A 15,642-nucleotide genomic window follows, 5' to 3' on the forward strand; every position below is an offset into this window, starting at 1 on the left:
ATATGAACAGTATCAAAATACGCAGCCATAATTTGAATGTTTTCTACGGCCCTTTTCAGGCTCTCTATGATATTAACATGGATATAGAAAGCAATAAGGTAACTGCTCTGATTGGGCCTTCAGGCTGCGGAAAATCTACTTTTTTACGCAGTATAAACCGGCTTAATGAATTGATTGATGGGGTGAGGATAGAAGGCCAGATATATATAGATGAAAAACCTATTTATGCCAGAGATGTGGATGTAGTAGCCCTGCGCAAAAAGGTGGGCATGGTTTTTCAAAAACCTTCAGCTTTTCCCATGTCCATCTATGAGAATGTCGCCTACGGCCCCCGCATTCATGGCATAAAGGATAGAAGGGTTTTGGACGAAATTGTAGAAAAAAGCCTTAAAGCAGCCAATCTGTGGAATGAAGTAAAAGACCGGCTTAAAGCTCCAGCTACCGGTTTATCAGGTGGGCAGCAGCAGCGATTGGTTATTGCCCGGGTTCTGGCTGTTAATCCCGAAGTTATACTTATGGATGAGCCAGCTTCCGCTTTAGACCCTATTTCCACAGCCAAGCTGGAAGAATTGATTGCTGAACTTCGCTGCAATTATACTATTGTCATCGTTACGCATAACATGCAGCAGGCAGCTAGGGTTTCTGATTATACCGGTTTTTTCTTAAACGGCAGGCTTATTGAATATAACCGCACCGAGGAGCTTTTTGTTAACCCGCGCGATAAGAGGACGGAAGATTATATAACCGGAAGGTTTGGTTAAAAAGGAGGAGTTATGATGGTAAATGACAGCCTGCACAGTGAACTTGGTCGTTTAAAAGAAGAAATCCTGAAAATGGGAAGGCTTTTAGAAGAGCAGGTATATAAGTCGGTAAAATCTCTGGTGGAAAAAGATGTCGTTTTGGCCCGGGAAGTTATTGCCAATGATGATGTTATAGATGAAATGGAATTTGCTATCGAAAAGAAAACCCTGGGTTTGATTGCCTTAAAACAGCCTATGGCCAAGGATTTGCGGCTTATCGCTACTATTTTGCGCATGATAATTGACATGGAGAGAATGGCTGATCATGCTGAAGATATAGCCCGTATTACGATTGAGCTTTATGAACAGCCTTATATAAAAAGGTTGATTGATATTCCGCGCATGGCTGAAATCGGCAAAGAGATGATCAGCATAGCCCTGGATGCGTTTATATATGAAAATATGGATAAAGCCATGAGCCTTATTCCTATGGAAGAACAGATGGATGCTTTATATGAGCAGATATTCCGGGAACTTCTTTCCTATATGATGCAGGATCCCCGGACTATTGCTCAGGCTACGGAGCTTTTGCTGGTGGCAGGCCATCTGGAAAGGATAGGAGATCATGCTACTAATATCGGGGAAATGGTGATCTATGTTGTTGAAGGACGCCGGGTAGATTTTAATGAACTGGCCCGGAAAAAGGAAGATAATAAATAGGAGGATTACTGGCTTATTTTATGGGTTATCAGCATAAGGGGGATACTTATGCTGATTTTTTTGTTTTAATGGAAAGTATTTATTTTTTCCTGAGGTATCTCTGCTTTTACCTTGGTAATAGAGGAAGGAAAAGATATAATGTTATTATAAAATAGAGATAAACTGCTTATATGAATGGGGAGGCATCTATTTTGGATAAGGATAAAAAAACGGTCAACAAGGTGAGTGTAGAGATTTTTGGGGAAAACTATGTGGTAAAAGGGGAGGAAAGCCCGGAATACATAGAAATGCTGGCTGCTTATATCGACAAGCGCATGAGGCTTATCCAGCAGCGCAACCCCAATCTTTCTACTGCCAAAATTGCCGTTCTTACTGCTCTTAATCTGGCCGATGAGCTGAACAAATTGCAGGATGATTATGATAAGCTTTTAAAAGCTCTGGAAGAAGAAAGAAAAAACAGGATGGGATAACAGGATGACTAATCGTCAGGTAGCTGATATTTTAAACCGTATAGCTGACATATTGCTTATAAAAGATGAAAACCCTTTTAAGATAAAGGCTTACCGCAATGCTGCCCAGGCTATATATTATCTGGATGAAGATGTGCGCCTGCTTTATGAGAAAGGTAAGCTGGAGGAGATACCGGGAGTAGGCAAAGCAGTAAGGGAAAAAATAGAAGAAATGCTCTTAACCGGCCAGCTTGCTTATTATGAAAACCTGCTCCAGGAAGTTCCGACCGGTGTGCTTGATATGCTGGCCATACCTGGTATAGGACATAAAACAGTTAAACTTATCTATGAAAAAACCGGGATTGCAAGCATTGATGACCTGTTAAAGGCAGCCGAGGAAGGACGTTTAAGAAGTATTCCCGGTATAGGAGAAAAAACCGAAGATAATATTAAAAAAGGCATAGCTATGCTTAAGCAGAACAGCGGCAAGGTTAATTTAGGGATAGCTTTGCCTCTGGCTGAAAAATTCAGGGATTTTTTGCTGGCTGATGAAAAAATACTTAATGCCTCCATCGTCGGAAGTTTGCGCCGGGGAAAGCCTCTGGTGCGTGATATAGATATACTGGTAGCTGCTTATGACTATAAGGCAGTACATAAAAGAGCGGAAAAGTTTGAAGAAGTAAAGAAGATTGCGAGGAAAAACCGGGAAAATGTACAGGGAAAGCTAATTTACGACATTGATTTTGAAATCATAATCGTTCCTCCGGAAGATTATTATCATAGTCTGATATGGACTACAGGTTCCAAAGCTCATCGCCAGGTGCTGCTAGCCGGGGTAGATAGGAAGAGCTTAAGAGGCCTTAACCGTGAAGAGGAAGTCTATGCCCAACTGGGTATACAGTATATTCCACCGGAATTGCGGGAAAATCGAGGGGAAATTGAAAAAGCCCGTCTTAACCTGCTGCCTCCCCTGGTAGAATTTGGGGATATAAAAGGAGATTTGCATGTCCATTCGGATTGGAGTGATGGCGGGCATGATATTGAAGAGATGGTAAGTAAGGCAAGGAAAAAAGGTTATAACTACCTGGCCATAACTGATCATTCCAAATCGCTTCCCATAAGCGGAGGGCTTTCGGAAGAAAGGCTCAAGGCCCAGGGAAAGGTTATTGATGAGCTAAACCAGAAGCTTAATGGGTTTAAGGTTTTAAAAGGGATTGAAGTTGATATACTAAAAGATGGTTCTCTGGATTACGGTGATGAAATTCTGGAAAATCTGGATATAGTAGTTGCTTCTATTCATTCTCATTTTAAGCTGGATAAGGAAGAGCAGACCAGAAGGATTATAAATGCGATAAAGAGCAATAAGGTAAATATAATAGGTCATCTGACAGGAAGGCTCTTAAACCGGAGAAATGGCTATGAACTGGATATTGACAGCATACTAAAGGCAGCAGCCGCCCATAAGGTAGCTCTGGAGATAAACTCCCATCCAGAGAGGCTGGATATTGACGAGGAAACAGCGATGAAGGCTAAGGAATACGGGGTAAAAATAGCTGTAAGCAGCGATGCTCACCATCGGGAAGATTTAGATCTTATACGCTATGGAGTTATCAATGCCCGTCGGGGATGGCTTACTCCTGATGATATAATAAATACCTGGCCACTTGATAAATTAATTTCTTTTCTGAACCGGGACTAAAAAACGCATAAAGGGTTCTCACCTCACCCCATAATAAGTAGTAGAAGATGGCAAAGGGGTGGGAAGCTGATGTGCTGAGTTTTGTTTTAAAAGCTGCCATTATGTATTTTATGGCTCTCATAATGATACGGCTTTTAGGCAAAAGGGCTTTAGGCGAACTGGGCCCTTTTGATTTTGTGGTTATGACCGGCGTAGGACATACTGTGGTATCGGTAGCTCTTGATAAAAGCATACCTTTTTATGAAGGAGTGGTAATACTTTTTACTCTGGCTTTGCTGGAATATATGGTAGGGTATGCAGCCCTTAAAAACCAAAAACTGTCCCATATTATCACCGGAAAACCGGTTATATTGATCGATAATGGCCGCATTATCAAGGAAAATCTGCGCCGGGAAAAATTTAATATTGATGATCTTATGCAGGAACTCCGCAAACAGGGCATAAAAAATATAGATGAGGTAGAGAAAGGAATACTTGAACCTTGTGGAGGTTTCAGCGTGCTTCTAAAAGATGAGGATGAACCTGTAAGCAGGCGCGATCTGGGGATAAAAGAAGCTAGAAGGCGTGATATACCTACTTTTGGCGAATTTTCCCGGGGAGAGCTTTTTGCTCTGCTTGAGGAAGAAGAGAAAGAAGTAAGGCCGGAAATAAAACTCCATGAGTTTTTGGATAAAATTTTGCTTAAACTGGAAAATATTGAAGAAAGGTTATATCGCTTAGAAAGTAAGAGCGAAGATGGTAAAAATAGAATAGATGCCGTTATAAAAACAAATGATAAGGGGAGGATTGAGGATGAAACTGCGCCAGATATATGAACTGGCAGTAGAACTGGGAAAGAAGTATGATGTAAGGGGAGATTACCTTTACCGGATACTGGAGGCTAAAGAGAAAGAATATGAAAAGCTGGCGGAAGACGAAAAGGAATTTTATGATAAAGAAAACCTGGTTAATCCTTTCAGTGATACGCGTATTCTGGTAGGCAGCGGGGAAGAGGAAGTTGAGACTATCCTGTGCGGGATAGATATGGAAATCGGGGAGATAATCCTGGCTGATCGGCTGCGTGAGAAAGGGCACAAAATCGATCTGGTTATGGCTCACCATCCGGAAGGGATTGCTTATGCTGCCCTGCATGATGTTATGCATCTGCAGGAAGATATGCTGGCAAGGTTTGGGGTGCCTATAAATGTGGCAGAGGGCGTAATGGCAGGCCGTATTGCCGAAGTAGAGAGGAATATTATGCCGGCCAACCATCAAAGAGCTGTAGATGCCGCCCGGCTTCTTGACTTGCCTTTTATGTGTGTCCATTCTCCCGCTGATAATCTGGTAAATAACTATCTGGATGAGCTTTTTAACACCCGTAAGCCTGATACTTTAGGGGATATAATGGATATTTTGCTGGAAATTCCGGAATATAAAAAAGCCAGAGAACTGAAAGCCGGGCCTAAAATTATCGTAGGTGACAAAAAGAGAAGATGTGGCAGAATTTTTGTGAAGATGACGGGAGGAACCTCAGGAGCAGTGGAAGCTTACAGCAAACTGGCCCAGGCCGGGGTAGGAACTATAATATGCATGCATATGCCGGACAAGCACCGGCAGGCGGCCAAGGAAAACCATATAAATGTCGTAATTGCCGGCCATATGGCCAGTGATTCGCTGGGCATGAATCTTTTCCTGGATGAACTGGAAAAGGCAGGGATAAATATTATACCGTGTTCAGGACTGATAAGGGTTAAGCGTTTTGCTGATAGTGATGGCAACTGAGCAGGAGGAAGGTAAGAAAAATGGAACTTTTGGCACCGGCAGGGAATTTTGCCTCTTTTATGGCCGGGATCGCAAACGGTGCAGATGCAGTATATCTGGGAGGCAAGGATTTTAATGCCCGTCAGGGGGCAGAGAACTTTACCGAGGAAGAAATAAAGGAAGCGGTATACTATGCTCACGTTCGCGGCCGAAAGGTTTATATAACAATAAATACTCTGCTGGCTAATGATGAATTGGAAAGGGCTCTGGATTATCTTTTCCGCCTTTATCGCCTGGGGATAGATGCGGTGATTGTCCAGGATTTAGGTTTTATGCAGGCCGTACGCCGGGTGCTTCCTGATTTGCGGATTCATGCCAGTACCCAGATGACAGTTCATAATGAACAGGGAGCCTTGTTTATATATAATGAAGGGGTAAAAAGGGTAGTTCTGGCCCGGGAGATGTCCCTTGACGAAATTAAAAAGATAAAAAATGCCGTTCCTGATCTAGAACTGGAAGTTTTTGCCCATGGTGCCCTTTGCTATTCTTATTCCGGACAATGCCTTTTTAGCAGTATGGTAGGGGGAAGAAGCGGCAATCGGGGCAGGTGTGCTCAACCCTGCCGTTTAAGATACCGGCTTTATAAAGACAAGGAGAATAAGCCTTTAGCCCTGGAAAAAGGGCAGTATATTCTAAGCCCTGCTGATATAGCCCTGATAGATTTTCTGCCTGAGCTTAAAAAGGCCGGGGTTAATTCCTTAAAGATTGAGGGGCGTATGAAAAGGCCGGAATATGTAGCCGTAGTTACCAGAAACTATCGGCGAATGCTGGATGTTCTGGAGGAAAAAGGGGATTATACTGTAGATGAGGAGACGAAAAAGGAACTTTTAAAGATATTTAACCGTCATTTATCCCGGGGTTATTTGTGGGGGGTTAAAGATGATATTTTAAGCCCTATGCGCCCCAATAACCGGGGGGTAAATGTGGGGAGGGTAGTAAGCCAGGATAAGGATTTTAATACGGAAATAAAACTCAGCGATGAAGTACAGCTGGGAGATGGCCTGGAAATCTGGGTGAATAAGGGTAAAAACCCGGCTTTTATAGTTAAAGAGATGAGAAAGAATGGAAAAAAGGTGGCTGTAGCCGGCAAGGGGGATGTAATAACCGTAAAAATTGAAGGCCGGGTGGCTAAAGGAGACAGGGTTTTTAAAACCCATGATGAAAAGCTTATTTCCTCAGCTGTGGCCAGTATAAAGAACAGCTCCTTTAAAGTGGGAGTTAAAGCCCGGGTTTATCTGGAAGCAGGCCGGCCTCTGGTTTTAGAGTTTATAGATGATAACGGAAACATAGCGCGAGCAGAAAGCGCTTTACCTTTGGAAAAAGCGGAAAAACAGGGACTTGATGCAGCCACCTTACGCGAAAAAATAGGACGACTGGGTAATACCCCTTTTTATCTGCAAGATCTGGTATTGATAGGCGAGGAAAATACCCTCATAATACCTTTTAGCGAGATTAATGCTACCCGGCGCCGGGTTTGTGAAGAGCTCTATAAAATTTACAGCTATAGTTATGACCGTATAGAAGAAGAGGAGTATATAATAAGCAAAAAATCCTATCTGGAAAAAAGGGAAAAAGTGCGAAAGTCAGGGAAGCGGATACCCCGGCTTTGTATAACGGTAAGCGGGATAGAAGAAGCGGTAGCGGCCAGAAAGGCAGGGGCCGACCGGGTATATATAGCTTTGGAAAAGCTTATAAAACCGAGGGCTCCTTTTGATGTACATGCGGTAAACAGGAGCCTGGTTGATCTTAACCTGGAATATGGAGGAATAATTCCCTGCCTGCCTCGTATTCAAAAGCCGGGAGAGTTCAGGCCGGAGATTTTAGAAGGCGTAGAAGAAGTTTTAACTGGCAATCTGGGGAGTATGAAATGGTGCCTGGATAAAGGGATAAGGACCAGGGCTGATTATACCCTGAATGTTTTTAACCAGTATGCCCTGGAATATCTTCTAGACAAAGGGGTAAAAGGGGTTGCCCTGTCTCCGGAGCTCAGCTTTAAGGAACTTGCTTCTTTTACTGACTTGAGCAGGGCGGAACTTCTGGTACATGGTGAGCTTATCCTGATGGTTTCTGAATACTGCCCTTTTCCTTATCTTTTAGAAGGGGAAAGAGATAAGTGCCCGCGCTTTTGTCAGCGCGGCGAGTATTATATAAAGGATGAGAAAGGTTATGAGTTTCCTGTAACTACGGATGCTTTTTGCCGTTACTATGTTTTTAATTCCCGCACCCTTTGCCTTATTGACGACCTGCCTAAAATTACAAAATTAGGGGTAGAAGGGGTGCGCATTGAGGGGAGAAGGCTTAAGCCCGAGGAAGTAAGCGCAACTGTCAGGATATACCGGCAGGCTTTAGATATAATAGCAGAAGAGGAAAGTTTTGACAGTGCGCAGTATAGAGAAAAATTGCGCAGAGTTAGCCGTTCGGATTTTACTAAATGTCATTATTATCGTGGGGTTATGTGAAAATGGATGGAAAAACACTTATGCGTTTGGAATTTAACAAAATACAGGATATGCTTAAGGGATATACGCATTTTGAAGGAGGAAGACAGGAAGTAGAAAATATAAAGCCTGCTTCCGATTATGAACTGGTAAACCGGTGGCTGGATGAGACGGAGGAAGCTATGGAGTTTCTCCGTTTGCAGGAGCCTTTGTTTTTAAAGGGTTTAAAAATGGTGGATAAAGAAATTAATAAAGCCCGTATCAAGGCTCTTCTTACTCCCGAGGAGCTTTACAACATCTATCTATTATTAAAAGGGGCGCATAATGCCAAAAAATATTTAACCCATGAAAAATATCCCCGCCTTAGCCGTTTAGTTTTGGGCATAGAAGAGCTTTATTTTCTGGAAAAAGCCATTGCCAAGGCCATAAGTGAAGAAGGCAAGATAAAAGATGATGCTTCCGCAGCTTTAAAAAATATAAGAAGTCAGGTTAATGTAGCCCGCATACGCATAAGAGAATATTTACAGAATTTTGTAAGGTCAGAGCAGAATCAAAGGTTTTTGCAGGAGGCTATAATTACTGAGCGGGATGGCAGGTATGTAGTACCGGTAAAACAGGAATACCGGCATGAAGTCAAAGGGATAGTACATGATGAGTCAGCAAGCGGAGCGACAGTTTTTATTGAGCCTTTAGCGGTAGTAGAGCAGAATAACAAGATAAGAATGCTGCTTTTGGAGGAGAAAAGGGAAGTAGAAAGGATATTGAGGGAATTAAGCGATAAAGCAGCTTCCTGTGCCGAAGAACTTAAAAGAAACCTGCAAATTTTAAGCCGGCTGGATTTTATCTTTGCCCGTGCCTACATGGCTTATAAAACTGATTCTTACCGGCCGCTTATAAATACCCAGGGGGTTATCGAGATCGAAAAAGGAAGGCATCCCCTTTTAGGTAAGAAGGCAGTTCCTCTTAACATCCACCTGGGACGAGAGTTTGATATCCTGGTTATAACCGGGCCCAATACCGGAGGCAAAACCGTAACCCTGAAAACCGTGGGCTTGCTTACCCTTATGGCCATGTGCGGCCTTTTTATTCCTGCCCGGGAAAAGAGCAAGATTGCCCTGTTTAAAAACATATATGTTGATATAGGGGATGAGCAGAGTATTGAGCAGTCTTTGAGCACTTTTTCTTCTCATATGACTAATATTATATCTATACTGGAAAATATGGATGAAAATTCTCTGGTTTTGCTTGATGAACTGGGAGCCGGGACTGATCCAGTAGAAGGGGCAGCTCTTGCCAGGGTAATCCTGGAAGAGATTTTACGCAAGGGAGCCAAGGCAATTGTATCTACCCATCAAAGTGAACTTAAGAATTTTGCTTATCAGCAGGAAAGGGTAGAAAATGCCTGTGTAGAGTTTGACCCGGTTACTTTAAAACCTACTTATGAGCTGACTATTGGCATGCCGGGGCAAAGCAATGCTTTTGAAATTGCATCCCGGTTGGGGCTTCCTCATTATTTAGTGGAAAGGGCCCGCATGATGGTCCCGGAAAGTGAAGCGGAAATAAGCAATATGATAAAAAGAATGAAGGAAGCCAAGAATTACTATGATAATTTACTCCGAGAACTGGAAGAGGAAAAAAAGAAGTTAAAAGAGGAAAGAGAAATCCTTTTAAAGGAAAAAGCAAAGTTTAATCAGGAAAAAGATGAGATCTTGTCCCGGGCGAGGCGGGAAGCCGAAGCTTATGTGCGGCAAATAAGGCGGGAAGCGGATGAGGCCTTGCAGGAATGGAAAGAACTGCTTAAAAAGAAGGAAGAACCGCCTAAATGGCATGAAATTGAAAAAGGACGGCAAAAACTGAAAAGAATTAGCCTGAACCGGATGGAAGCAGAGGAGGAGCTGGAGTTAAAGCCAGATCGGGAGATAAAGGCAGGAGATTATGTTTTTATTAAAAGCCTGTCCCAGAAGGGATATGTGCTGGAACCTCCGAACAAGCTGGGGGAAGTGGTGGTACAGGCAGGTATTATGAAACTTACGGTTAAGGAAAAAGATATAATTGTTGCCGAAGCTCCGGAAGAAAAAGAGATAAAATGGAAGGCGGAAACTTTCTTAAAGAAAGCCCAGCACATATCAAATGAAATCGATGTAAGAGGCAAGCTGGCCGAGGAAGCTTTAATGGAAATTGAAAAATATCTGGAAGATGCTAATCTGGTAGGATTAAGTCCGGTGAGGATAATCCACGGCAAAGGAACAGGAGCTTTACGCAAGGCAGTAAGGGAATATCTGAAAAATCACCGCTATGTAAAGAGTTTTCGGGACGGCATGCTCAATGAAGGCGGTTTTGGGGTTACCGTAGTTGAACTGAGATAAAAAAAGAGGGATGGAGCCCCTCTTTTTTTATCTGGTTAAGTCTTCAATTACCTCTTTTACTTTGCGCTTTTTAACCTGATGGTCAGGAAAGGGACAGTAAGGTAGATCCTGGCCGGGAGAAAGTACGATTTTTTGTATATATTCCTGAGGACAGCCTCCTTCCTGCAGGGGGCCTGGGATATTGGCCCGGTAAAGCTTACCCTCATGCCGGGGATCGGTACAGATCGCCACTTCACTTTTGAATATTCCTGATAGATTTGGTTCCGTATGGATATCGCATTTTTCAGCAGGCATTTTATCCGGATCACTGCTGCCTTCCGCTGCTCTTACCATCACTTTGACCTGAGGATTAGGACAGTATTTGCCAGCTAGTTTGCCGGATTCAGGGCATATATAGACAGCTTCATGGATATCGCATACTTCAGCTGGAACCGCATCTTTGCGCGCATATTCGCTTACTACCTGACCTTCCGGGCATATTTCCGAGGCCAGTTTTCCTGACTTAAGGCATATGGATACTTTTACTATATCAGGCGGTATAGCTTTAGGCTTGGGATGGTATCCTTCATGGGCTTTGGTAAGCACCTGCCGGAATATGCCGGCAGGATAGCTTCCGCCATATACCCGGTTCATAGTGTGATCTTTGTCATATCCCATCCAGACTGCACAGGCATAGCCGGGAGTAAACCCGCAGAACCAGGAATCTTTGTATTCTTCCGAAGTTCCGGTTTTGCCTGCCGTCATAATCCCCGGTACCTTGGCTCGGGTGCCGGTACCGGAGTTTACAACTGTTTCCAGCATATTAGTCATCAGCCAGGAGGTCTGAGGAGACATAACCCTTTTAGCTGATGGTTTATAAGTGTATATTTCTACTCCGTGTTCATCGACTATTTTAGTTATGAAATGCGGAGGATAATAGATCCCCCCGTTGGCAATAGCCCCATAGGCTGCTGCCATTTGCAGAGGAGTTACCCCTTTGGTAAGCCCGCCTAAAGCAAGCTGGGCCAATCCCAGGTCGTTAGCTCCCGGACTGTCTATAAGAGGAAGGCCCAGGGCCCTGCCAAAATCAAAGCCGGTTCTTACTCCGATTTTATCTAATAGTTGTACGGCATAGGTGTTTATCGACCACTGCACAGCGGTACGCATAGTTATAAGACCGCGGTATTTGCCATCATAGTTTCTGGGTGACCATATGCCGCTGGCGGTTTTAAAGGAAATAGGCGAATCATCCAGCACATAAAAAGGCATATAGCCAGCTTCCAGAGCAGGAGAATATACCGTAAGCGGCTTAATAGAAGAACCAGGTTGCCGGTAGGCAGAAGTTGCCCGGTTGAATCCCCGTCTCTGTTCATATTTTCTGCCCCCTATTATCGCTTTTACTTCTCCATTATGGTGGTCGATAACGGCCATAGCTGATTGTATCTGTTCCCCCTTGGCACTCTGATTGGGGAAGTTAGCCGGGTTGGCATAAACCTGTTCTGCATAGCTTTGTAATTCACTGTCCATGGTGGTATATATTTTAAGCCCTGCTTTATAAATGGCATCATGGGGATTGTCATATATTTTAAGACTGCTCAGTATTTTGATAGCTTCATCAGTCACCGCATCAATAAAGTAGCCGTATTTAAAAGCTTCATTATTAAAAGATGATTTGAAGACCAGAGGTTCTGCATAAGCTTCTTCGGCTGTCTCTTCATCAATATAGCCGCATTTTACCATGTTATTAAGGACAATCTTCTGACGAGCCTTGGCGGCTTCCAGGTTTTGAAATGGATTATAGTAGTTGGGACTCTGAGGAAGACCGGCTAAAAGTGCGGCTTCAGCCAGATTAAGTTCGCTTACGTCCTTGCCAAAATAAGTATTAGATGCTGCCTGTACCCCATAGGCTCCGGAGCCGAAATATATTTTATTTAAATACATGCACAGTATTTCATCTTTGCTGTATTTGGACTCGATTTTGAAAGCCAGAAGGATTTCCTTGAGCTTCCTCTCCCAGCTTTTTTCAAAAGAGAGAAAAGCATTGCGCGCTAGCTGCTGAGTGATGGTACTTGCTCCCTGGCCGGTAGGGTTGCCGGAAGTAATGTTTACTATTACCGCGCGCATGATGCCTTTGAAATTTACTCCATGGTGTTCGTAAAAATCCCTATCTTCTGTAGCTATGAACGCATTTATCAAATGGGGGGGAATCTTATCCAGCGTTACTTCGGTTCGGTTTTCCGCTGCGTGCAGTGTAGCTACCAGGTTTCCTTTGTCGTCATATATAAGGGTAGATTCTGCGCCTGCAAGCTGATGGGGATCAAATACCGGCAGATTTTGCGCAGTGTAGATAAAAGCGCCAGCCAGTATACCAAGTCCTATAAGACCTATAAATATTAAGCTGCGTAAAATTTTCCTTGGTTTTGCATTTTTTTTGGCCATTCTATACTTAAGCCTCCTGCACCAGAATTTTATTTAAAAATGGTTGCGCAAGTTTTTATGGCTGGTAAATATTAAATAATTAAGAGTAGAGAAAAACCTCATCTTTCTAATTATTGCATATTTCACATTTATTGTGCTATCATTTTTTTTTAGTAAGGAGGTAAGTTTATGGAAGAGAGTATAAAAAAACAGGTAGAAGAACAAATGCAGCTCATATCACGCGGAGTGGCAGAAATTGTACCGGAAGAAGAATTGCGAGCCAAGCTTTATAAGTCGATAAAAGAAAACCGTCCTCTTAAGGTAAAATTAGGGCTTGATCCGACGGCACCTGATATACATTTAGGCCATACCGTGGTTTTGAATAAATTACGCCAGTTTCAGGATCTAGGACATGAAGTTCATCTGATTATCGGGGATTTTACGGCCCGCATTGGCGACCCTTCCGGAAAATCAGAGACCAGAAAGCAGCTTACGGAAGAACAGGTAAGGGCTAATGCAGCTACCTATCAGGAACAGATTTTTAAAGTTTTGGATCCGGCGAAAACGATTGTGCATTATAACAGTGAATGGCTTATGCCTTTAAAATTGGCTGATGTTTTGGCTTTAGCCAGTAAATATACCGTAGCCCGTATGCTGGAGCGGGATGATTTCCATAAAAGATATACTTCCAATCTTCCCATATCTATTCACGAGTTTATGTACCCTCTGATGCAGGGATATGATTCGGTAGTCCTGAAGGCAGATGTGGAGTTAGGGGGTACGGACCAGAAGTTCAACCTGCTGGTAGGAAGACACTTACAAAAAGAATATGGTTTTGAACCTCAGGTAGCTCTTATGATGCCTATCCTGGAAGGTACAGATGGGGTCCAGAAAATGAGTAAGAGCCTGGGGAATTATGTAGGCATATATGAAGAACCGTATGAGATGTTCGGCAAGCTTATGTCTATCCCCGATGAGCTTATTATCCGGTATTTTGAGCTCTTAACCCGCGTACCTATGGAAGTTATCAATGATTACCGGATAGGGATGGAAAAAGGAGAGCTTAACCCGCGTGATGTTAAGATGAAGCTGGCCTGTGAGATTATCACCATGTATCACAATGCTGAAGAAGCCAGAAAGGCAGAAGAAAGATTTAAACTGGTATTTTCTAAGCGGGATATACCAGATGATATACCGGAAATAAAGGTAGAAGAGGATGAGATATGGCTTCCCAAATTTCTATATGAAAACGGTATGGTGCCTTCTACCAGTGAAGGTAAGCGCATGATAAGCCAAGGAGCGGTAAAAGTAGATGGAAATAAACACCAAAGCGAAACCCTGCTGCTAGACCGCTCTATGGTAGTCCAGGTAGGTAGGAGAAAATTTATACGCATTATAAAATAGAATAAGAGCGTCGGGCAAGATTTAAGTCCCGACGCTTACTTTTAAACTCCTCTTTTTAATGATTTTAACACTTTGCCCATTTCGTCCAGATGTCCTTCAAAAAAGATAGCATGCCCTTTTATGTTGTGAAATTCCGGAGATATGATATTTATGAAGGTGAATCCTGCATCTTCCAGTTGTTCCCGACTCAGGCTGCGCAGGGTTTTAAGCTGATCGGCGGTAACTTTGGGGGTTATGCAGTAGATTTCCCTTCCTTTGGAATTGTATAGAGCAGTGGCTACTAAAGTGCGCATATTTTCACCTCACTGTCATTTAAAAGGATAGTGCCCCTTTATTAAGGGGCTGTGTTTAAACATTATATGTAAAAAGCCAAAAATTAAAACGTAAAACGGGAAAAGGCGTTTTACGTTTTAATCTATTTTTTAGCGTTTTTTAAGCTGTTCATACAGGAGGTCGGCCAGGCCGGTAGATTTGCTCTGGCTTATTTTTTTAGCATATTCATCAAATAGCATGCCTTCAAAGGTATCAAGAGCCAAACTGTAATCAATAAGCCCGCTGCGCGGGATAGTGCTACGCATAGCCTGCAAAACCTTGCTTAAAAAAACGCTCTCCATTTCCTGGCACGCTGCATATAATCTGGCATCATCTTTTTCCCCTAGAGCTGCCTTTAGTTTCTGTTCAAAGCTTTTATCCTGAGGAGAAGAAGAAATAGTTTTAAGATAAGAAGGGGAATTAGCTATAGATGAGGTATTTATTTTCATTTTTTTCTCCCTGCCTTAAAATTATCTTCTCAGATTGCTGGCGGTTTGCAGCATTTCATCTGAGGATTGAATTACCTTGGAATTTATTTCATATGCTCTCTGGGCAGTAATCAGATTAACCATTTCTTCTACAATCTGGACATTGGACATTTCCAGATAACCGGCTTCTAAATAAATGGTATTGTCTTCTTCGGGATCCCAGTCTTCTGGTTCCCCGGAATTAGCTGTAGGGGCAAAAAGGCTGGAACCAATTTTTTGCAGGCCGGCGGGATTGGTGAATTTGGCCAGCTCAATCTGGCCTGCTTCAATCGGCTCATCACTGTCGGGCAGCATATAGGTTACCCGGCCGTTTTTTTCGATTACTATATCATAAGCACCCTGTTCTATTGCTTCTACTCCTACTACTTTATAACCGTCTGAAGTTACCAGGTTGCCTTCGGCATCAAGTTTAAATGCTCCATTGCGGGTATAAAGAGGTTCATCGCGGCCCGGAACTTCTACCTTGAAAAAGCCGGAACCTACAATAGCTACATCCAGCGGGTTATCAGTAGCCTGCAGATTGCCCTGGGAAAACAGGGTGGTTATAGCGGCTGGTTTTACCCCCAGACCAACCTGCATGCCCACCGGCTGGTTAATGTCTTCATTAGCAGCCGGCCTTTTTATCGTTTGATAAAGGAGGTCCTGAAATTCTACCCGCTGTTTTTTAAAACCAATAGTGTTGACATTAGACATATTGTGCGCAATAGTATCTACATTGAGCTGCTGAGCGTACATGCCTGTACTTGCTGTATAGAGAGCCCTCATCATAAGAAATTTTTCCTCCTTTAAGGAATTGTTAAGATCAGTGCCTCAGTCGGTCGGCACTGCA

At 43.0% G+C, this 15,642-nt stretch carries 13 protein-coding genes; 9 read left to right on the top strand and 4 right to left on the bottom strand.

The window, feature by feature from the left end; translation table 11 throughout:
* Positions 1–2: 2 nt before the first annotated feature.
* The 8 genes from pstB (at position 3) to BUB92_RS01615 (ending at position 10,212) form a co-directional block, all read left to right on the top strand.
* Positions 3–761, top strand: a complete 759-nt coding sequence (gene pstB, locus BUB92_RS01580) for a phosphate ABC transporter ATP-binding protein PstB (protein ID WP_073089237.1) — start codon at positions 3–5, stop codon at positions 759–761.
* 15 nt (positions 762–776) lie between these two features.
* The gene (gene phoU, locus BUB92_RS01585; RefSeq protein ID WP_073089239.1) at positions 777–1,460 is read left to right on the top strand and encodes a phosphate signaling complex protein PhoU; all 684 of its coding nucleotides are present in this window, start codon (positions 777–779) and stop codon (positions 1,458–1,460) included.
* 191 nt (positions 1,461–1,651) lie between these two features.
* Positions 1,652–1,930, top strand: a complete 279-nt coding sequence (gene zapA, locus BUB92_RS01590; protein ID WP_242938972.1) for a cell division protein ZapA — start codon at positions 1,652–1,654, stop codon at positions 1,928–1,930.
* A 4-nt stretch (positions 1,931–1,934) separates the two neighbouring features.
* Positions 1,935–3,608, top strand: coding sequence for a DNA polymerase/3'-5' exonuclease PolX (gene polX, locus BUB92_RS01595; RefSeq protein WP_073089243.1), 1,674 nt, complete (start codon positions 1,935–1,937; stop codon positions 3,606–3,608).
* Between the two features lie 71 nt (positions 3,609–3,679).
* A complete protein-coding gene (locus BUB92_RS01600; protein ID WP_073089244.1) occupies positions 3,680–4,423 on the top strand; it encodes a DUF421 domain-containing protein in 744 nt (247 codons plus the stop codon).
* The gene (locus BUB92_RS01605) at positions 4,401–5,369 is read left to right on the top strand and encodes an NGG1p interacting factor NIF3 (RefSeq protein WP_073089246.1); all 969 of its coding nucleotides are present in this window, start codon (positions 4,401–4,403) and stop codon (positions 5,367–5,369) included. The genes BUB92_RS01600 and BUB92_RS01605 overlap by 23 nt, the downstream gene beginning before the upstream one ends.
* Positions 5,370–5,389: 20 nt before the next feature.
* A complete protein-coding gene (locus BUB92_RS01610; protein WP_073089248.1) occupies positions 5,390–7,867 on the top strand; it encodes a U32 family peptidase in 2,478 nt (825 codons plus the stop codon).
* Positions 7,868–7,869: 2 nt separating this feature from the next.
* Positions 7,870–10,212, top strand: coding sequence for an endonuclease MutS2 (locus BUB92_RS01615; protein WP_073089249.1), 2,343 nt, complete (start codon positions 7,870–7,872; stop codon positions 10,210–10,212).
* 27 nt (positions 10,213–10,239) lie between these two features.
* Here BUB92_RS01615 and BUB92_RS01620 read toward each other — a convergent pair whose 3' ends face one another.
* Positions 10,240–12,630: a transglycosylase domain-containing protein gene (locus BUB92_RS01620; protein ID WP_073089251.1), complete on the bottom strand. Its 2,391-nt coding sequence runs from the start codon at positions 12,628–12,630 to the stop codon at positions 10,240–10,242.
* Positions 12,631–12,798: 168 nt separating this feature from the next.
* Between BUB92_RS01620 and tyrS the strand changes: the two genes are divergently transcribed.
* Positions 12,799–14,013: a tyrosine--tRNA ligase gene (gene tyrS / locus BUB92_RS01625; protein WP_073089253.1), complete on the top strand. Its 1,215-nt coding sequence runs from the start codon at positions 12,799–12,801 to the stop codon at positions 14,011–14,013.
* Positions 14,014–14,054: 41 nt separating this feature from the next.
* Here tyrS and BUB92_RS01630 read toward each other — a convergent pair whose 3' ends face one another.
* The 3 genes from BUB92_RS01630 to flgG form a co-directional block, all read right to left on the bottom strand.
* Positions 14,055–14,306 carry a hypothetical protein gene (locus BUB92_RS01630; RefSeq protein ID WP_073089255.1) on the bottom strand — a complete coding sequence of 84 codons (252 nt, stop codon included), beginning with the start codon at positions 14,304–14,306 and terminating at the stop codon, positions 14,055–14,057.
* A 129-nt stretch (positions 14,307–14,435) separates the two neighbouring features.
* A complete protein-coding gene (locus BUB92_RS01635) occupies positions 14,436–14,774 on the bottom strand; it encodes a rod-binding protein (protein WP_073089257.1) in 339 nt (112 codons plus the stop codon).
* Between the two features lie 21 nt (positions 14,775–14,795).
* Complete coding sequence (flgG, locus tag BUB92_RS01640; protein ID WP_073089258.1) at positions 14,796–15,581, bottom strand: flagellar basal-body rod protein FlgG; 786 nt, start codon at positions 15,579–15,581, stop codon at positions 14,796–14,798.
* Between the last annotated feature and the right edge of the window lie 61 nt (positions 15,582–15,642).

Origin of the sequence: Thermosyntropha lipolytica DSM 11003, from assembly GCF_900129805.1 — a bacterium.
GTDB lineage: Bacteria > Bacillota > Syntrophomonadia > Syntrophomonadales > Syntrophomonadaceae > Thermosyntropha > Thermosyntropha lipolytica.

Coding starts and splice junctions, on each gene's coding strand:
- pstB (WP_073089237.1), top strand. CDS start 3: ATGAACAGTATCAAAATACGCAGCCATAATTTGAATGTTTTCTACGGC.
- phoU (WP_073089239.1), top strand. CDS start 777: ATGGTAAATGACAGCCTGCACAGTGAACTTGGTCGTTTAAAAGAAGAA.
- polX (WP_073089243.1), top strand. CDS start 1,935: ATGACTAATCGTCAGGTAGCTGATATTTTAAACCGTATAGCTGACATA.
- BUB92_RS01605 (WP_073089246.1), top strand. CDS start 4,401: ATGAAACTGCGCCAGATATATGAACTGGCAGTAGAACTGGGAAAGAAG.
- BUB92_RS01610 (WP_073089248.1), top strand. CDS start 5,390: ATGGAACTTTTGGCACCGGCAGGGAATTTTGCCTCTTTTATGGCCGGG.
- BUB92_RS01615 (WP_073089249.1), top strand. CDS start 7,870: ATGGATGGAAAAACACTTATGCGTTTGGAATTTAACAAAATACAGGAT.
- BUB92_RS01620 (WP_073089251.1), bottom strand. CDS start 12,630: ATGGCCAAAAAAAATGCAAAACCAAGGAAAATTTTACGCAGCTTAATA.
- tyrS (WP_073089253.1), top strand. CDS start 12,799: ATGGAAGAGAGTATAAAAAAACAGGTAGAAGAACAAATGCAGCTCATA.
- BUB92_RS01630 (WP_073089255.1), bottom strand. CDS start 14,306: ATGCGCACTTTAGTAGCCACTGCTCTATACAATTCCAAAGGAAGGGAA.
- BUB92_RS01635 (WP_073089257.1), bottom strand. CDS start 14,774: ATGAAAATAAATACCTCATCTATAGCTAATTCCCCTTCTTATCTTAAA.
- flgG (WP_073089258.1), bottom strand. CDS start 15,581: ATGATGAGGGCTCTCTATACAGCAAGTACAGGCATGTACGCTCAGCAG.